The 17,427-nt window shown below is 73.7% G+C and carries 19 protein-coding genes and 1 riboswitch; of the genes, 7 read left to right on the top strand and 12 right to left on the bottom strand.

Annotated features, from left to right (window positions below):
• Positions 1–22: 22 nt before the first annotated feature.
• Together ACIP2X_RS22755 and ACIP2X_RS22760 are read left to right on the top strand one after the other, a co-directional pair.
• Positions 23–1,873, top strand: coding sequence for a glycoside hydrolase family 15 protein (locus ACIP2X_RS22755; RefSeq protein ID WP_401675929.1), 1,851 nt, complete (start codon positions 23–25; stop codon positions 1,871–1,873).
• A gap of 5 nt (positions 1,874–1,878) precedes the next feature.
• Entirely contained in the window at positions 1,879–2,634 is a 756-nt protein-coding gene (locus tag ACIP2X_RS22760; RefSeq protein ID WP_401675931.1) for an SDR family oxidoreductase, read from the top strand.
• A 5-nt stretch (positions 2,635–2,639) separates the two neighbouring features.
• Here ACIP2X_RS22760 and amaP read toward each other — a convergent pair whose 3' ends face one another.
• The 5 genes from amaP to ACIP2X_RS22785 all read right to left on the bottom strand — a co-directional run bounded on the left by amaP (position 2,640) and on the right by ACIP2X_RS22785 (position 5,073).
• Positions 2,640–3,227, bottom strand: coding sequence for an alkaline shock response membrane anchor protein AmaP (gene amaP, locus ACIP2X_RS22765; RefSeq protein WP_401675933.1), 588 nt, complete (start codon positions 3,225–3,227; stop codon positions 2,640–2,642).
• The gene (locus ACIP2X_RS22770; protein ID WP_401675935.1) at positions 3,224–3,898 is read right to left on the bottom strand and encodes a DUF6286 domain-containing protein; all 675 of its coding nucleotides are present in this window, start codon (positions 3,896–3,898) and stop codon (positions 3,224–3,226) included. Before ACIP2X_RS22770 ends, amaP begins: the two co-directional genes overlap by 4 nt.
• On the bottom strand, positions 3,895–4,314 hold the full coding sequence (locus tag ACIP2X_RS22775) for an Asp23/Gls24 family envelope stress response protein (RefSeq protein ID WP_401675937.1): 420 nt from the start codon (positions 4,312–4,314) through the stop codon (positions 3,895–3,897). Before ACIP2X_RS22775 ends, ACIP2X_RS22770 begins: the two co-directional genes overlap by 4 nt.
• Complete coding sequence (locus ACIP2X_RS22780) at positions 4,311–4,493, bottom strand: hypothetical protein (RefSeq protein ID WP_189701844.1); 183 nt, start codon at positions 4,491–4,493, stop codon at positions 4,311–4,313. Before ACIP2X_RS22780 ends, ACIP2X_RS22775 begins: the two co-directional genes overlap by 4 nt.
• Before the next feature lie 97 nt (positions 4,494–4,590).
• Complete coding sequence (locus ACIP2X_RS22785; RefSeq protein WP_401675940.1) at positions 4,591–5,073, bottom strand: Asp23/Gls24 family envelope stress response protein; 483 nt, start codon at positions 5,071–5,073, stop codon at positions 4,591–4,593.
• 82 nt (positions 5,074–5,155) lie between these two features.
• On the opposite strand from ACIP2X_RS22785, the gene ACIP2X_RS22790 reads away from it, so the two are divergent.
• Entirely contained in the window at positions 5,156–5,896 is a 741-nt protein-coding gene (locus ACIP2X_RS22790; RefSeq protein ID WP_401675942.1) for a nucleopolyhedrovirus P10 family protein, read from the top strand.
• A gap of 4 nt (positions 5,897–5,900) precedes the next feature.
• Here the strand turns inward: ACIP2X_RS22790 and ACIP2X_RS22795 are convergent, their stop codons facing one another.
• The 4 genes from ACIP2X_RS22795 to ACIP2X_RS22810 form a co-directional block, all read right to left on the bottom strand.
• Entirely contained in the window at positions 5,901–6,692 is a 792-nt protein-coding gene (locus tag ACIP2X_RS22795; protein WP_401675944.1) for an enoyl-CoA hydratase/isomerase family protein, read from the bottom strand.
• A gap of 131 nt (positions 6,693–6,823) precedes the next feature.
• The gene (locus tag ACIP2X_RS22800; RefSeq protein WP_018567695.1) at positions 6,824–7,045 is read right to left on the bottom strand and encodes a helix-turn-helix domain-containing protein; all 222 of its coding nucleotides are present in this window, start codon (positions 7,043–7,045) and stop codon (positions 6,824–6,826) included.
• A gap of 393 nt (positions 7,046–7,438) precedes the next feature.
• Positions 7,439–9,037 carry an ABC-F family ATP-binding cassette domain-containing protein gene (locus tag ACIP2X_RS22805; protein WP_401675947.1) on the bottom strand — a complete coding sequence of 533 codons (1,599 nt, stop codon included), beginning with the start codon at positions 9,035–9,037 and terminating at the stop codon, positions 7,439–7,441.
• A 159-nt stretch (positions 9,038–9,196) separates the two neighbouring features.
• The gene (locus ACIP2X_RS22810; RefSeq protein WP_401675949.1) at positions 9,197–9,904 is read right to left on the bottom strand and encodes a hypothetical protein; all 708 of its coding nucleotides are present in this window, start codon (positions 9,902–9,904) and stop codon (positions 9,197–9,199) included.
• Positions 9,905–10,090: 186 nt separating this feature from the next.
• Between ACIP2X_RS22810 and ACIP2X_RS22815 the strand changes: the two genes are divergently transcribed.
• Together ACIP2X_RS22815 and ACIP2X_RS22820 are read left to right on the top strand one after the other, a co-directional pair.
• Positions 10,091–10,981, top strand: coding sequence for a neutral zinc metallopeptidase (locus ACIP2X_RS22815; protein ID WP_401675951.1), 891 nt, complete (start codon positions 10,091–10,093; stop codon positions 10,979–10,981).
• A gap of 194 nt (positions 10,982–11,175) precedes the next feature.
• Entirely contained in the window at positions 11,176–11,589 is a 414-nt protein-coding gene (locus ACIP2X_RS22820) for a VOC family protein (protein ID WP_401675953.1), read from the top strand.
• A gap of 10 nt (positions 11,590–11,599) precedes the next feature.
• On the opposite strand, the gene ACIP2X_RS22825 is transcribed toward ACIP2X_RS22820, so the two are convergent.
• The 3 genes from ACIP2X_RS22825 to ACIP2X_RS22835 form a co-directional block, all read right to left on the bottom strand.
• On the bottom strand, positions 11,600–13,027 hold the full coding sequence (locus tag ACIP2X_RS22825; protein ID WP_401675955.1) for a hypothetical protein: 1,428 nt from the start codon (positions 13,025–13,027) through the stop codon (positions 11,600–11,602).
• Between the two features lie 189 nt (positions 13,028–13,216).
• Complete coding sequence (locus tag ACIP2X_RS22830) at positions 13,217–14,344, bottom strand: alpha/beta hydrolase family protein (protein ID WP_401675957.1); 1,128 nt, start codon at positions 14,342–14,344, stop codon at positions 13,217–13,219.
• A gap of 138 nt (positions 14,345–14,482) precedes the next feature.
• The gene (locus tag ACIP2X_RS22835) at positions 14,483–15,247 is read right to left on the bottom strand and encodes a class II aldolase/adducin family protein (RefSeq protein ID WP_401675959.1); all 765 of its coding nucleotides are present in this window, start codon (positions 15,245–15,247) and stop codon (positions 14,483–14,485) included.
• A gap of 318 nt (positions 15,248–15,565) precedes the next feature.
• Here ACIP2X_RS22835 and ACIP2X_RS22840 point away from each other — a divergent pair, with 318 nt between their 5' ends.
• Together ACIP2X_RS22840 and ACIP2X_RS22845 are read left to right on the top strand one after the other, a co-directional pair.
• Positions 15,566–16,807 carry an anion permease gene (locus ACIP2X_RS22840; RefSeq protein WP_401675961.1) on the top strand — a complete coding sequence of 414 codons (1,242 nt, stop codon included), beginning with the start codon at positions 15,566–15,568 and terminating at the stop codon, positions 16,805–16,807.
• 31 nt (positions 16,808–16,838) lie between these two features.
• A complete protein-coding gene (locus tag ACIP2X_RS22845) occupies positions 16,839–17,060 on the top strand; it encodes a hypothetical protein (RefSeq protein WP_401675963.1) in 222 nt (73 codons plus the stop codon).
• A 165-nt stretch (positions 17,061–17,225) separates the two neighbouring features.
• Positions 17,226–17,370, top strand: a riboswitch (cobalamin riboswitch).
• The last annotated feature ends 57 nt before the right edge of the window (positions 17,371–17,427 follow it).

Consider the following 17,427-nt stretch of genomic DNA (forward strand, 5'->3'; position numbering starts at 1 on the left):
TTCCCCCGGGAACCCGCACTCCGTGCACCCGCCCACCAGAGAACCCGCCGAGGACATCACCGACCGCCGCATCGAGGACTACGCCCTCATCGGTGACGAACAGACCGCCGCGCTCGTCGGCATCGACGGCTCCATCGACTGGCTGTGCCTGCCCCGCTTCGACTCCGCCGCCTGCTTCGCCCGGCTGCTCGGCGACGAGGACAACGGCCACTGGCGCATCGCCCCCGTCGCCGCCGCGGAACCCGACGGCACCGACGGCACGCGGCCCACCTGCGCCCGCCGCGCCTACCGCCCCGGCACCCTGGTGCTGGACACCGAGTGGGACACCCCCGAGGGCTCGATCCGCGTCACCGACCTGATGCCGCAGCGCGACCGCGCCCCCGACGTCGTCCGGATCGTGGAGGGGCTCAGCGGCCGCGTGACCGTCCGCAGCACCCTCCGGCTGCGCTTCGACTACGGCTCGATCGTGCCGTGGATGCGCCGCACGGACGGGCACCGGGTCGCCGTCGCGGGCCCGGACTCGGCGTGGCTGCGCAGCGAGCCGCATGTGCACACCTGGGGCGAGGACTTCGGCACGCACTCGGAGTTCACCATCGGCGCGGGCGAGAAGGTCGCGTTCGTGCTCACCTGGCACCCCTCGCACGAGCCGCGCCCGCCCCTCGTCGACCCCCACGAGTCGCTGCGCCACAGCGTCGCGGACTGGCAGGCGTGGTCGGCCCGCTGCCGCTACCGGGGCCCGCACCGGGACACCGTGCTCCGCTCGCTGATCACTTTGAAGGCCCTCACCTACGCGCCGACCGGTGGCATCGTCGCCGCCGCCACCACCTCCCTTCCCGAGGAGCTCGGCGGCGTGCGCAACTGGGACTACCGGTACTGCTGGCTGCGTGACTCCACCCTCACCCTGGGCGCGTTGCTGGCGGCCGGGTACCACGAGGAGGCGGAGGCCTGGCGCGACTGGCTGGTGCGCGCGGTGGCGGGCGCCCCCGCGGACATGCAGATCATGTACGGGCTCGCGGGTGAGCGACGCCTCCCCGAGGCCGAGCTGCCCTGGCTCGCCGGATTCGCCGGTTCCGCCCCGGTGCGCATCGGCAACGACGCCGTGCTGCAGTTGCAGCTGGACGTGTACGGCCAGGTGATGGACTCGCTGTCGCTGGCGCGGATCTCGGGCATGACCGTCAAGCCGCACATGTGGCAACTGGAGTGCGCCCTGATGGAGTTCCTGCGCTCCGAGTGGCGGCAGCCGGACGAGGGCCTGTGGGAGGTGCGCGGCGGCCGCAAGCAGTTCGTGCACTCCAAGGTGATGGTATGGGTGGCCGCCGACCGCGCGGTGCGCGCCATGGAGCGCGATCCTGAGCTGAAGGGTGATCTGGAGGGCTGGCGGGAGTTCCGCGAGGAGGTGCACCGGGAGGTGTGCGAGCAGGGCTACGACCCGGAGCGCAACACCTTCACGCAGTACTACGGCTCGCGCGAACTGGACGCCGCCACGCTGCTCATCCCGCGCGTGGGCTTCCTGCCGCCGGACGATCCGCGGGTGAGGGGCACCATCGACGCGGTCCGCGCCGAGCTCTGCCAGGGCGGCTTCCTGCACCGCTACAGCGCCGAGCGCACGGGCGTCGACGGGCTGCCCGGCGGTGAGGGCACCTTCCTGGTGTGCTCGTTCTGGCTCGCGGACGCGCTGCACATGACGGGCCGCACACGGGAGGCCCGGGAGTTGTTCGAGCAACTGGTGGGGCTCACGAACGACGTGGGGCTGCTGGCGGAGGAGTACGACCCCGTGGCCGGCCGCCAGCTCGGCAACTTCCCGCAGGCGTTCAGCCACATCGGACTGGTGAACACGGCCCTCGCCCTGTTCGGGGACGAGGAGGCAGGATAGGGCGCATGGATCTTGGACTGAAGGACCGGGTGTACGTCGTCACCGGGGCCACCCGCGGGCTGGGCAACGCCTCCGCGCGTGAACTGGTGGCCGAGGGCGCGAAGGTCGTCGTGACGGGGCGGGACGAGAAGCGCGTCGCCGACGCGGCCGCCGAGCTGGGGCCGAACGCCCACGGCGTGGCCGTGGACAACGCCGACCCGCAGGCTGCGGCACGGCTGATCGGCGCGGCGCGGGAGCGGTTCGGCGGGTTCGACGGGATTCTCGTCAGCGTGGGGGGTCCGCCCGCGGGGTTCGCCGCCGACGTCACCGACGAGCAGTGGCAGACCGCTTTCGAGTCGGTGTTCCTCGGGGCGGTGCGGCTGGCCCGGGCGGCGGCGGCGGAGCTGGAGGACGGGGGTGTCGTCGGGTTCGTGCTGTCGGGCTCGGTGTACGAGCCGATTCCGGCGCTGACGATCTCGAACGCCCTGCGTCCGGGGCTGGCCGGGTTCGCCAAGTCGCTGTCGGACGAGCTGGGGCCGCGGGGCGTGCGGGTGGTGGGCGTGCTGCCCGGGCGGATCGACACCGACCGGGTCCGGGAGCTGGACTCGCTGTCGGCCGACCCGGAGGCCACCCGGGCGGCCACCGAGTCGCGGATTCCGCTGCGGCGCTACGGAACCCCGCAGGAGTTCGGGCGGACGGCGGCCTTCCTGCTGTCGCCGGCCGCGTCGTACGTGACCGGGGTCATGGTGTCGGTGGACGGCGGCGCCCGGCACGGCTTCTGAGGCCGTCAACTGACCCTTTCCGCACGGTGCCTGACGCCCTTCAGCCGGACCTTCGCCGGCAGCGACGCCAGCCCCGCCGAGTTCCGGGCGTGGGTGAGCGCACGGGTCGTCAGATGGTGCAGCGCCTCCCCCGGGTCCACGTCGGGTTCCAGCAGGAGCCTGGCGCGGGCCTCGGGGGCGGTGCGACGGCCCCTGAGGCGGACGTGCGCGCGGGCCACACCGTCCAGGGTGGTCGCCTCGGCGCCGAGCACGTCCTCCAGGGCCCGCCCGCGCAGCAGGGCGCCCTCCCCGTCGCCGGTGTCGACGAGCACCTCGGCGAGCCGGTGCCTTCGCACCGCCGCGACCAGCCACCACAGGGCGAGCAGGAACAGCACCGCGAGCCCGCCGAGGACGGCCGGCCACCACCAGCCCGCGTCCCGCCAGCGGGTCCGTTCGGCGCCGGCCAGCAGTACGTCGTCCCGGCCGGTGTGGATCCACCAGGACGGTGCCTCCACCCCGAGCCCGACGGCCAGCACCGCACCGCCCAACACGAGCAGCACGAGTCCCACGACGCCGAGCAGTACCCGGTTGACCGTCCTGAGCATTCCCCTCACCCCTTCCGGCCGGGCCGGCGGACGTGCACCGACAGCGCGGGGCTCCGGGACAGGCCCAGGGCCCGGATCGCGTCGGCGAGCACGTCGTCCAGGTCGGCGCGTACGTCGTCGAGTTCACGGAAGTGCGACACCGCGCGGACGTCGGCGCGCCTGCGGCCCATCCGCACCCGCGCCGACTGCACGCCGGAGACCTCCATGGCCCGGTCGCGCAGGACGGTCGCGGCGGCGGCGCGGTCCAGTCCGGCGCGGACGTCGGGATGGGTGCGCCGCATGGGCAGGACGGCGCGCAGTCCGGGCGTCGCCGCGAGCACGAGCAGCCAGAGGCCGAGGGCGGCGGCGACACCCGCGCCGAGCAGGACCCAGATGTCGTCGAGGGGGCGTGCGGCGAGCTGCCGGGCCAGTTCGCGACGCCACCACATGGCCTGCCGTCCGGCCCGTACGGCCGCGACGTCGTAGAGGAAGGCGCCCGCCAGGACCAGGATCAAGGCGGCGGTGAGGGCCGCGGGGACACGGCGGGCCGACCAGAAGCGGCGCGTCCTGCCGTCCTCGCCGTCGGCACCCGGCCGGGGTTCGTAGGCCGCGGCCGACGCGGACTGGCCCAGCGCCGGCTCGGCCTTCTCGATGACCGGCAGTCTCTGTGTGGTGCCCTCGGAGCCCTCGGGCTCGCTCATCGGGTCCTCCCCTGCGCCGTGTGCGCCGCCGCCAGGTGCAGCCGCTCCACCTGGACCGCGACCTCCGGAACCTCCATTCCCACCAACGCGCCTACCCGCTCGACCACATGACGACGCACCCCGGCGCACCGGGAACCGATGTCGCTCGGGTAGTCCAGTTCGAGATGGACCCGGACCCGGGCGGTGTCGGCGGGCGTTCCCGCCGGTCCGGCGGCGCCGTGGGACTGGGGGCGCACCACGACCGTCGCCTGTGGACGGGCGGCCTCCTGCGGCAGCGGCCCGAGCGCCTCGCGGGCGGCCTGGGCGGCGATCTTCGCGACCACCCGGTCGGCGATCGTGGTCTGCCCGCGTTCACCCGCCGGGGTGACGCCGCTCGTCCCGTGAGGTCCGTCCGTCCCACCGCTCACGGACGTCACCGCCGCCGGTCGCGAGTACGGAAGAAGTCGCCGACTTCCAGATCCCCTTCCAGGAACCGGCCGACGACGAACCCGACGGCGCCCAGCGCCGCCACCAGCACGAACGCGCCGAACCCACCGAAGTATCCGGCGAAGCCCAGCGCCATTCCGGCGATCATGCCGACCACGGCCCTGCTCATCGTGCGCTCCTCAGCTCGTAGCCGTGCGGGTCGTTCGGGCCCGTAAGGATGCTTTCCCTGCCATTGTGGTGCATTCCGGTCGCCGCGTGACGGTACGTCACTGGATCCGTGGCTCCGGTTCCTCGTCCTCCTCGTCCGGCAGCTTGACGTCGCTCACCGCGATGTTGACCTCGACGACCTCCAGGCCCGTCATCCGCTCCACGGCCGCGACCACGTTCTCCCGGACGGCGCGCGCGACGTCCGCGATGGACACCCCGTAGTCGACGACGATCTCCAGGTCGAGCGCGGTCTGCACCTCGCCGACCTCGGCCTTCACACCCCGCGTCACCGACTTCGACCCGCCGGGCACCCGGTCCCGCACGGCCCCCAGCGTGCGGCTCAGTCCGCTGCCCATCGCGTGGACGCCCACGACGTCCCGGGCGGCGAGGCCGGCGATCTTCTCCACGACGCCGTCGGCGATGGTGGTCCTGCCCCGGCTCCCGGGGTCCCCGCCGCCCCGCCTGACGGGCCTGCGGGTCTGCGCCGCCGACTCGACCTCCCCTTCGGAGGTCTGTGTCCGGTCCCGGTCCATGTCGGTCATCGCCGTGCGTCCTTCCGTAGTCCTGCGACCACCGTAAGTGAGGCTTCACCGGCCCGCGCCGGGAATACGGCAGGCTGGAGCAATGACGGCGGACCGATGGACGCAGGCAGTACGACAGCAGCTGAACCTCGGCAGACTGCTCCCGCTGGGCGGGCCGAGCGACGGCGCGTGGATCACGGAGGAGGCGGCCGGGGCGGTCCTGCGCCGCGCGGCGAGTGCGGTCCCGGGGGTACGTCCCGGGGCGCTCCGGCTCACGCTCGGGGATCCGGACGCCGCGCCCGCGCCCTCCGTACCCGCGCCGCCGAGCGCCCTGCCGCCCGGACCGCTCCGGGTGACGGCCGACTTCGCGGCCACGGCCGCCGAGCCGCTGCCGACCACGGCCGACCGGTTGCGCACGGCCCTGTCGGCGGCGGCGGAGCAGCGGCTCGGGCTGACGGTGGCGGAGGTCGACCTGCGGGTCACCGCGCTCGTCGACGCCCTCGTCGACGAGGAGACGGAATCCGAGGCCGTGCCACCACCGCCGCAGCCGCAGCAGGCCCGCCCGCCCGTGGACGGCGAGGCAGGGGCCGCGGCCGCCGCGGCGCTGGCGGTGCCGGGGGTGTCCTGCCTGACCGGCGTGCTGGGCGGGACGGGCCGTGCGGTGCACATCGACGACGGTCCGGGGGATGCCGCGTCAGCGCGCCGGCACGTCCGCGTGGAGCTGGCCGTCGACGCGGACCACCGGGCCCTGGAGGTGGCCCGGAAGGTCCGCACCAGGGTGGGCATCGCCCTGCCGGATCATCCGACGGTGGCCGTGCTGGTCACGGCGGTCGTGCTCGGCTGAGGCGTCACTCGCCGAGCCCCGCGAGGTCGCGCAACCTCCGTGCCTGCGCCGCGCGTTCGGCGACGCGCTGCTCCTCGTAGCTCCGGCCGCCCGCACCCCGCAGCAGCGCCTTGGTCTCGATCACGGCGTCGCGGGGCGCGGCCAGGAGCGCCGCCGCCAGGTCATGGACGGCGCCGTCGAGCTCGGCCCCCGGCACGGCGACGTTCGCCAGGCCCGTCTGCACGGCCTCGTCCGCCTGCACGGAGCGTCCCGTGACGCAGATCTCGAGCGCGCGGGCGTAGCCGACGAGCCCGACCAGCGGATGCGTGCCGGTCAGGTCGGGGACCAGGCCCAGGCTGGTCTCGCGCATGGCGAACTGCACGTCGTCGGCGACGACGCGCAGGTCACAGGCGAGGGCGAGTTGGAAACCCGCGCCGATGGCGTGCCCCTGCACGGCGGCGACGGAGATGATGTCACTGCGCCGCCACCAGGTGAACGCGTCCTGGTACTCGGCGATGGTCGCGTCCAGCTCCGCGTCGTCGCCGCGCGCGAGGTCGATGAAGGACGGCTCGCCGTCGAAGCCCTCGGGGGTGAAGGCCTGCCGGTCGAGGCCCGCCGAGAAGGACTTGCCCTCGGCGCGCAGCACGACCACGCGGACGGTGCCCGGCAGCAGCCGGCCCGCCTCGGCCAACGCCCGCCACAGAGCGGGGCTCTGCGCGTTGCGCTTGGCCGGGTTGGTCAGCGTCACGGTCGCGATCGCGTCGTCGACGGTGAGCCGTACGCCGTCCTTGTCGAGTACCGGGTCGAGCGAAGCCATGGGGCGCCTCCGATGGATGCGGTCATCGCGAGTGCCGTACCGAGCACTCCTAAGTGACTGCACAGTAACCACCCGGCCGATCACCGGACCGACCGGGTGGTCACCATCGAAGTCGAGGGAACACCCGGGCGTCAGGCCGAAGCGGCCTTCTTGCCCCGGGTCGCCCCGCCACGCCCACGAAGCGTGACGCCCGACTCGCTGAGCATGCGGTGCACAAAGCCATACGAGCGGCCGGTCTCCTCGGCCAATGCCCGGATGCTCGCACCGGCGTCGTACTTCTTCTTCAGGTCTGCCGCGAGCTTGTCGCGCGCGGCGCCGGTCACCCGGCTGCCCTTCTTCAGAGTCTCGGCCACCCGTGCCTCCTCATGGGAAGTGCGCTCTGGTCCCCTCATGATCACCCCTCCGGGCCCTCATGGCCACCCATTCGGCAAGGTCCGTGGGTGAGGGTTGTGACGACAGGAGCACATCCCCACAAGAGGAATTCATGGTTCCGCCGCGCGGTGCGCATGCAGCCGAACGGGTTGTTCCGTGAAGTGCCAGGTCAGGCCCGCGGCGCCGCCGAGCCCTTGTCGATAAAGGGATGCGGCCGGGAATCGGTGTAGGACACACCGGGGTACGAGGAGATCTCACACAGATGATGGATCACGGCTAGGCCGAATGATCCATAGGCAGTGGATCAACCATTCGGTCAAGCGGAACTGACCGATCGGTCGGGCGACCGATCGGTCATCGAACGGGCGGGGCGGTCAGGCGAGGGCGACCAGATCCGCGTAGTCCGCGCCCCACAGGTCCTCCACGCCGTCGGGCAGCAGGATGATCCGCTCCGGCTGGAGCGCCTCGACGGCGCCCTCGTCGTGGGTGACGAGCACGACCGCGCCCTTGTAGGTGCGCAGCGCGCCGAGGATCTCCTCGCGGCTGGCCGGGTCGAGGTTGTTGGTGGGCTCGTCCAGGAGCAGCACGTTCGCCGAGGACACCACGAGGGTCGCCAGGGCGAGACGGGTCTTCTCGCCGCCGGAGAGGACCCCGGCCGGCTTGTCGACGTCGTCGCCGGAGAACAAGAAGGAGCCGAGCGTCTTGCGGACCTCGACGAGGTCGAGGTCGGGGTTGGCCGAGCGCATGTTCTCCAGGACCGTGCGCTCGGGGTCGAGGGTCTCGTGCTCCTGCGCGTAGTAGCCGAGCTTCAGGCCGTGTCCCTCGATCACCTGTCCGGTGTCCGGCTTCTCCACACCGCCGAGGAGCCGCAGCAGGGTGGTCTTGCCGGCGCCGTTGAGGCCGAGGATGACGACCCGGGAGCCCTTGTCGATCGCCAGGTCGACGTCGGTGAAGATCTCCAGCGAGCCGTACGACTTCGACAGCCCCTCGGCGGTGAGCGGCGTCTTGCCGCACGGCGAGGGCTCGGGGAAGCGGAGCTTGGCGACCTTGTCGGACTGCCGGACGGCCTCCAGGCCGCTGAGCAGCTTGTCCGCGCGGCGGGCCATGTTCTGCGCGGCGACCGTCTTGGTGGCCTTGGCGCGCATCTTGTCGGCCTGCGAGTGCAGCGCGGCGGCCTTCTTCTCCGCGTTCTGCCGCTCGCGCTTGCGGCGCTTCTCGTCGGCCTCGCGCTGCTGCTGGTAGAGCTTCCAGCCCATGTTGTAGACGTCGATCTGGGAGCGGTTGGCGTCCAGGTAGAACACCTTGTTGACGACCGTCTCGACCAGGTCGACGTCGTGGGAGATGACGATGAAGCCGCCGCGGTAGGTCTTGAGGTAGTCCCGCAGCCAGACGATCGAGTCCGCGTCGAGGTGGTTGGTGGGCTCGTCGAGCAGCAGGGTGTCGGCGTCCGAGAACAGGATCCTGGCGAGCTCGATCCGGCGGCGCTGACCGCCGGAGAGCGTGTGCAGGGGCTGCCCGAGCACCCGGTCGGGCAGGTTCAGCGCGGCGGCGATGGTGGCGGCCTCGGCCTCGGCGGCGTACCCGCCCTTGGTCAGGAACTCCGTCTCCTGGCGCTCGTACTGCTTCATCGCCTTGTCGCGGGTGGCGCCCTTGCCGTTGGCGATGCGCTGCTCGTTGTCGCGCATCTTGCGGATCAGCACGTCGAGGCCGCGCGCGGACAGGACGCGGTCGCGGGCGAGCACGTCGAGGTCGCCGGTGCGCGGGTCCTGGGGGAGGTAGCCCACCTCGCCGGAGCGGGTGACCGTGCCGCCGGCGGGCTGGCCCTCGCCTGCGAGGACCTTGGTGAGGGTGGTCTTGCCGGCGCCGTTGCGGCCGACCAGGCCGATGCGGTCGCCCTTGGCGACACGGAAGGTGGCGGACTCGATGAGGACGCGGGCGCCGGCGCGCAGCTCGATGCCGGAGGCGGAGATCACGGACAGACTCCTGGGGCGGGTGGTTGGCGGGATGGGCGGCTGAGGACGTTTCCCGCCGTCTAATGCGCGAGGAGAATGGCCATGGAGCCAGTCTAACGGGGCGATGCAACCCGTTTCGGCGGCTGCGTCTGTTCCGGCGGCGGGTGCGGGCCCTCCTTCTCACCGTCCCGGGCCCTGGGGGGCGATCCGGCCGAGGTCGTCGACGGCGACGAGCTGGCTGGTCCAGGCGGCGCGGGCGCAGGGCTGGGCGAGCAGCAGGGCGCCGCCCCGGCGCAGCGCGTGTTCCGGCCGGAACACGCACCCTGGGCGGGCGGGCAGTACCCAGCGCAGGTCGCCGTCGGCGGTCCGGTACGCCGCGACGCGGCCCGGGGTGACCACGGCGAGGATGCCGCGTCCCAGGGGACGCAGGACGCCCTCGCCGCCGTGTGCGGCGAGCCAGCCGGCGGTGGCCGGGAGCGCGCGGTGCCAGCGGACGCCGGAGCCGTCGGTGCGGGTGTCGGTGACGAGTCCGTCGTCCCACAGCGTGATCGCCTCCCCGCGCGCGGGCAGCACGGTCAGGGGCAGGGCTCCTTCGCGGCTGTAGCGCCAGCGCACCCGCCCCGTGGTCCGCTCGTACGCCTCGACGGCTCCCCCGCGCAGCCGCAGCTCCGCCGCAGGGTGCTGCACGCGCGCGTGCACGATGAGGCGGTCGCCGTAGGGGGCCGGTCGGGCCTGGTGGGCGGCCGCCAGGAGCGGGGCCGCAAGCAGGAGGGCGGCGACGGCTGCCGGGAGGCGGCGGGGTGCGCGTCGCGGGGGCGGGAGCGGGGCGGGTCCCGTGCCCGGGGTGAGGGGATCGGTCGGCTTCGCCACGGCCGGCAGGACGGCCACCGGGCTCCCTTCGTCGGCCGTGCTCGCGGACAGGCGCAAAAGCGTAACCAGGGGTGCCGGGTGCCCCCGGGAGGTGCCGGGCCCGCGGTGGGCACGTCGCCCGTTCGGACGTCCGTCCGGCGCCGGGAGGCCCGGGGCCCGTGAGGATGGCGTCAGGGGGACTGTGCGGCTGAGGGTGGTGCGTTCATGCAGTTCGACGACGACGCCAGGCTGGACACGTCCGAGGTGCAGGACGTGCGCGGCAGCAGGATCCCCGGTGGCAGGGCGACCGTCGGCGGTGGCCTCGCCGGTCTGCTGGCGCTGCTCCTCGGCCTCTTCTTCGGCGTCGGGCCGGACCAGCTGGGCCTGACCGACGGGAGCGCGCAGCCGGTGCCCACGTCGTCCTCGCTCGCGCAGGTGCAGCAGAACTGCCGTACCGGGCAGGACGCGAACACCAAGGACGACTGCCGGATGGTGGCCGTCGTCAACAGCGTGCAGGACTTCTGGGACGAGGAGTTCCAGCGGCGCAGAGGCACCTACTCGCGCTCCCCCACCGTCTTCTTCAGCCAGCGGGTCGGCACCGCGTGCGGCGCGGCGACCTCGGCGGTCGGGCCGTTCTACTGCCCCGGCGACCGGAAGGTCTACCTGGACCTGGGGTTCTTTGACGAGCTGCGGACGAAGTTCGGCTCCAGCGGCGGGCCGTTCGCACAGGCGTACGTGGTGGCCCACGAGTACGGGCACCACGTGCAGGACCTGATGGGCACCCTCGGCCGCGCGCAGGACGGCGGGACGGGCGCGAACAGCAACGCGGTGAAGGTGGAGCTCCAGGCGGACTGCTACGCCGGGGTGTGGGCGCACCACGCCACGACGACCCCGGACGAGTCGACCGGGCGGCCGCTGATCACCAGCCTCACCGAGGCCGACATCCGGGACGGCCTGGACGCCGCGGCGGCCGTGGGCGACGACCGGATCCAGGAGCGGTACCAGGGACGGGTGACGCCGGAGACGTGGACGCACGGGTCGGCGCAGCAGCGGCAGGCGTGGTTCGAGCAGGGCTACCGGACCGGGGACATGGCCCGGTGCAACACCTTCGGCTGAGGCCCTGCCCGCCGACTCGGCCCGGCACGGGGCGATTTCGGCCGCTCTCGCCGTGACCGGCCATAGGACGGCGGCTTTCGGGCGTATCGGGCGGCGTTGTCGGTGGCGGGTGCCAGGATGAAGGCACCGGGCGGGTCCCCCGACGGCGGCCGCGGCCCCGGCGCACAGCCCCGACGCACGAAGGAGTGATCGGCATGGCAGGCACGAGCGGTGGCGGTCCGAGCATCTACCCGACGTTGCTGTACGCGGACGCCAAAGCGGCGATCCGCCAGCTCACGGAGGGCCTCGGTTTCACGGAGCTGGCCCTGTACGAGGGCGAGGGCGGCACGGTGACGCACGCCGAGCTGGTGCAGGGCAACGGCGGGGTGATGATCGGCTCCAAGGGCCGCGGCGGGCTCTTCGACACGGTGATGAAGGACGCGGGTCCCGCCGGGGTGTACGTCGTCGTGGACGACGTCGACGCGCACCACCAGCAGGCCGTGGACCACGGCGTGGAGATCCTGATGCCCCCGACGGACCAGGACTACGGCTCACGGGACTACATGGCCCGGGACGCCGAGGGCAACGTCTGGAGCTTCGGCACCTACGCGCCGCGCACGACCGACTGACCGCGCGGCCTCAGCTGCCCCCGGTGTGCACCTGGAAGGCCGCGCGGCGCACGGCCTTGGCCAGCGCGGGATCGGGGTGCGCGGCGGCCAGCGCGACCAGGACCTGCACGGTGCGCGGATGGCCCACGGCGCGCACCTCGTCGAGCAGGGCGGGCACGGTCGGCTGCACGGCGGACTCCAGGTGCCGCACCAGGAGAGGGGCCTCGCCGTGGTCGGCGACGGCGGCGGCCGTGTCGACCCACAGCCAGGTGGCCTCCTCCCGGGTGAGCACCTCGTGGGCGTCCTCGGGATCGGCGCCGTCGTGCTCGGCGAGCCAGAGCAGCGCGTACGGCCGCAGCGTCGGCTCGTCGACCACCCCGCGGACGTCGGGCTCGGCGGGGGCTCCGACGACGCGCAGCGCCTCGAAGGCCAGGCCGCGCAGCAGGGCGTCCTCGCCGCGGGCGGCGTCGAGGAGTTCGGTGACGGCGCTGCCGACGGGCCGGGCCGCGAGCCATGCGCGGTACTCGGCGCGGGCGGCGTTGGGGCGCAGCTGGGCGCAGCCGCGCAGCATGTCCTCGGCGACGGCCTCGATGTTCCCGGCGGGGCTCTGCGCGGCGACGCAGATCTGCTCCAGCTTGACCCAGACCGCCCAGCTGCCCAGGGGGGTGAGGGTGGCCTGCCCGTCTCCGTAGGTGAGGGCGCCGACGGAGGCGAGGGCGTGCAGGGCCCAGTCGAGGAGGGGGGCGAGCTCGGTGTCCTCGGGTGCGGCGTCGACGTCCGCCGTGCCGGGGGGCGGGGGGCTCGCCGGTTCGCGCTGGGGGCCGTAGGGGACCTCGCAGCGCTCGGTGCGCAGTTCCGTGACCCGCTGCTGGAGGAGGTCGAGGAGCTGCTCGACGGGGACCGGGCCGGCCGAGAGCTGGAGGAAGGAGAGCACCTGCGGCATCGCCGAGACGACCTCGGCCACCGAGGCAGGCTCGTGGTGGGCGGGTTCCGGGTGGGCGAGCGACCAGGCGTCGAAGAAGGCGACCCAGCCGCGCAGGACCGCGGTGTCGTCGCGGTTCCAGGCGCGCAGCCGCCAGCCGGGGCGGGCGCTGTCGCCGTGCACCTCGACGAGCCCGGCGAGTCGGGCGGTGTCCCACTCGGCGCGGATCTGGGCCGGCGTCAGGCCCAGTTCGTGCGCGGCCCGTTGGGCGGTCGCGTCGGCGAGGGTCGCCTTGCCGTCGGAGGTCGCGTTGCCCTTGCCGGGGCGCAGGGCGGCATCGGCCCAGAGGGCGACGCGGGCCGCGCCCGCCAACCGGGAGCGCGCCATTCCGGCCAGCTCCGCGGGGGCCGGGGTGCCCTCCGGCGGGCGGGGGGCGGGGCGGCGCGAGCGCTGCTGGTTCATCGCTCGGGGGGCGGCGGCCAGGGGTCGCGGGCGGACGAGTCGGAGCCTGGAGTCGCGCGGGATACGGGACGTCACGGGTGCAGTCTTCCGGTTGACGGTCCGAAAACCCAAACGGAATGTCACGTGGGGCGACGGGAGTGGCCAAGGGACGGCACCGGGGAGGGGGTGCCGGCCGGAATCCGGACAGTGGTACGGCGTTAAACGGAACCGTGGGCCCCGGTGCGGCGGCCCGGCCCACCGGCCCGCCGGGAAGGTGCCGCGGCGTCACATCAGAGGGGTCAGGAAGCGGCGCACCGCCTCTTCGTAGCCGCTGGGGTCCACGTTCCACATGGCGTTGTGCGGGGCCTGCGGGACGGTGTGGAGGGTGACCAGGTCGGGACGGTGCTCCGCCAGGCGGCGGGAGTAGGCCCAGGGGGCCACCAGGTCGTCGGGGCCGTGCAGGATCAGGGCCGGGAGCGTCAGGCGCTCGGGGTGGGCGGCCTCGTCGATGCGGTCGCCGTAGAGACCGGTGCGGCCCTGGGCGGCGCGGACCGCGAGCGGCAGGAGCGGGCTCGGGGTGCGCCGGGCGGCGGCGAGGGCGCGCAGGGTCGCCTCCCAGTTGAGCACGGGGGAGTCCAGGACGAGCCCGCTGACGCGGTCCCGGGCCGAGGAGTGCGCGGCGGCGCGCAGGGCCATGGTGGCGCCGGTGGACCAGCCGTACAGGACGACGCGCGCGGCGCCCTGGGCCGTCGCGTGGCGGACCGCGGCGTCCAGGTCGCGCCACTCGGTCTCGCCGAGGTGGTTCAGTCCGTCCGGGGGGCGGGGAGCGCCGGGGTCGCCGCGGTAGGCGAGGTCGAGCACCGGGAAGCGCAGGCCGTGCAGGAACGCCAGGATGTTCAGGGGGAGTTCCCGGCCGGCGCCCAGGCCGTGCACCGTGATGATCCAGGTGTCCCGGGCCCCCGGCACGAACCAGGCGGGCAGCGGCCCGAGTTCGCCGGGGATCTCGACGTCGGTGCAGTCCAGGCCGAGGGCGGTGCGGGGGTCGCCGATGTGCAGGCTCGGGGTGAGCCGGACCTTGTCGCCGGGCTCCAGGGTGCCGTGGGTGACGCGTTCCAGGCGGCGTACGACGGAGTCGGGCGGGTGCGGGACCGTGTCCAGGACGGGGCCGACCACCGCGTGGGAGCCGTTGCCCGCGAGGCCGTAGCTGCCGGGGCGCACCGAGGCGAGGGTGCGGGTGAGGGTGACGCGGCCCGCGGCCGTGCCGTGCACGGTGAGCCGGGGCTCGGTGGGCAGCGGTCGGCCGGGCGGCGCCTTCAGTGCCGCGTCACTGGCGAACCGGCCGGCGGCCACCGCTGCGGCCCCGGCCACCGTCACGGCGGTGACGGCAGCGGCCGTCGCTCTGACAGTGCGCACGCGTCCAGTGTCCTGTCCCGCCCGTCCGGCGGCCAGCGGAACGGCGGGGCGGGGTGAGGCGACGCGGCGCACGGAAGGGGCGCCCCGGGTGGTACGGGCGAGCGCCCCGGGTGGTACGGGCGAGCGCCCCGGGTTCCGTCAGCCGCGCTGCCCGTATCCCCGCAGCCGCTCGGTCGCTTCCGCCAGCTGCTCCCGGGACAGCAGGGACGGTGTGCGGCCCGGCACGGCGGACGCCGTCAGCCACAGGCGGCACATCCATTCCAGCTGGGCCGTGCGGTCGTAGGCCTGGGCGAGGGACGCGCCGTAGGTGACGGTGCCGTGGTTCTGGAGGAGGCAGCCGGAGCGGCCGGCCAGCGCGCGGAGCATGTTCTCGGCCAACTCGTCCGTGCCGTAGGTCGCGTAGGGGGCGACGCGGACGGGGCCGCCGAGCGCCCCGGCCATGTAGTGGATCACCGGGAGTTCGGCGACGAGGGTGGAGACGGCGGTGGCGTGCACGGCGTGGGTGTGGACGACGGCGCGGGCGTCGGTGGTGCGGTGGACGGCGAGGTGCATGGGCAGTTCGCTGGTCGGCACGAGGGTTCCGCGCACCTGGCGCCCGTCGAGGTCGACGCCGGTGATGTCGTCCGGCGTGAGCCGGTCGTAGGGGACGCCCGACGGAGTGACCAGGACCGTGTGCCCCACCCGCACCGAGACGTTGCCGGAGGTGCCGACGACCAGGCCCTCGGAGACGGTCCGGCGCGCGGTGGCCACGAGCTCCTCCCAGGCCCGTGCCTCCTCGTCCGGTACCCCGTCGCCCGGCACCTCGCCTCGCTCCGTCCCGGCCGCGTCCGCCGCCTCGGCCGTGTCCCGCGCGTCGTCGGGAGCGCCCGGTGCCTCCCGCTGTTCCCACCGCTGTTCAGCCATGCCGCGATCCTGCCAGGCGGACCTCCGGCGCGTTCCGGCGCGGGCTTGTCGTGGCGGCGCGCCCGCGGGCGGGGCGGCCGCTTCGCACGGGGTGACCAACATCTCTTCGCGGGGGTCGCCGGCCCGGCCGAGGCGGTGCGCGCAGGGCCTGTGGCCGTACGGGGTACGGGGCCGGCGGCGCGGCGCGCGGGCCGAGCCCTCCAGGCGGTACAGGCACCCCCTTTCACGGACACCCACAAGCCCCTCCCAGTTCACCTTTCGTTCACTTGGGTTACCTACGTTCGTCCAGCCAATGACCTCGAAAGATTGCCTGGGTAAATGGAAGGCATCTCGCTGATCCTCGCGATTGTGGTGGTAACCGCTCTCGCGTTCGATTTCACGAACGGTTTCCACGACACCGCGAACGCGATGGCCACCACCATCTCGACGGGTGCCCTCAGACCCAAGGTCGCGGTGGCCATGTCCGCCGTCCTGAACCTGGTCGGCGCCTTCCTCTCCGTGGAGGTCGCCAACACGATCTCCAAGGGCCTGGTCGACGAGAGCGGCATCCGTCCCGAGGTCATCTTCGCCGCACTGGTCGGCGCGATCCTGTGGAATCTGCTGACCTGGCTGGTCGGCCTGCCGTCCTCCTCGTCGCACGCCCTGATGGGCGGCCTGATCGGCGCCACCGTCGCGTCGGCCGGCGTGGGTGCCGTCCACGGCGACGCGCTGGTCACCAAGGTGCTGATCCCGGCGATCGCCGCCCCGCTGGTCGCGGGCGTCGCGGCGCTGCTGGCGACCCGGCTGACGTACCGCCTGGGCCGCAAGGCCGAGGACAAGGCCTCCGCGAAGGGCTACCGCGCCGGCCAGATCGCCTCCGCGGGCCTGGTCTCGCTGGCGCACGGCACCAACGACGCGCAGAAGACGATGGGCATCATCACCCTCGCCCTGGTCGCGGGCGGCACCCTCGCCCCCGACTCCGACCCGCCCCTGTGGGTCATCCTCTCCGCGGGTCTCGCCATCGCGCTCGGCACCTACCTCGGCGGCTGGCGCATCATCCGCACCATGGGCAAGGGCCTGACCGACCTTCAGCCGCAGCAGGGCTTCGCCGCGCAGACCAGCGCCGCGACCGTCATCCTGGCCTCCTCCCACCTCGGTTTCTCCCTCTCCACCACGCACTCGGTCTCCGGTGCGGTGATGGGCGCGGGCCTCGGCCGCAAGGGCGGGGTGGTCCGCTGGTCCACCGCCACCCGGATGTTCGTCGCCTGGGGCCTGACCCTGCCGGCCGCCGCGCTGGTCGGCGCGATCGCCGAGTGGGTGACGGGCTTCGGCCCCTGGGGAACCGCTCTGGTCGCCGTCTTCCTGGTCGGGTCCAGCGCCGCGATCTGGAAGATCTCCCGCCGCGAGGTCGTGGACCACACGAACGTCAACGACGCGGACGGGGAACCGGCCGGCGTGGTGACGACCGCGATGGCCGCCGTGACGCCGCCCCCGGCGGGCACCCCGGCCGAGGACCTCACGGCCACGATCCCCCGGCAGGCCACGGCCTCGGAACCGACGCCCTCTCAGGCCTCGGTCTGAGCTCCCTGATACCGAAGGAAGCAGCACAAGCATGAAGATCGACTGGGCGGCCCTCGGCTCCGTCTTCGGCGTCAGCCTCGTGGTCACGGTGGCTCTGGTGGGCCTGTTCACCCTCGGTGTCACCGCGCTGTCGCGGCGCGAACGGGCGGCCGCGCAGGGCGAGTCGGCGGCGCTGGCGGTGACGGGCGCGTACGCCGCCTTCGCGGCGTGCGCGGCGGCCGTGGGATACGGGATCTATCTGATCGTGGCCTGAGCGCCCCGGTGTTCGAAGCGCCCTGCGCGGTGCCCTCCACGGGCTCCGGGCAGGGCGCTTCGTCGTGCGCGGGGACGGCGCGAGCGGCAGACGGGAGACCCGTGCCGCCGGTGGCGTGTGGGACTCAGCACACTTGCCCCGTCGCAGGTCAACAGCAAGTTGACGGCCGTTCCGGCCCCGTGGTGGACTTCCGGGGCCATGTACGGCGGCAGAAGAGGAAGCCCGGTGTGAATCCGGCGCGGTCCCGCCACTGTGACCGGGGAGGGAACTCCCCGGGAGCCAGGAACTCTCACCGCCGGTCTCGTCGAACCAGGGCGTGGACACCCTGAGTGAGGACATATCGCCATGCTCGGCCGCCAAGTGAGGT

This window comes from Streptomyces sp. NPDC089424, from assembly GCF_044749345.1.
Lineage (GTDB): Bacteria > Actinomycetota > Actinomycetes > Streptomycetales > Streptomycetaceae > Streptomyces.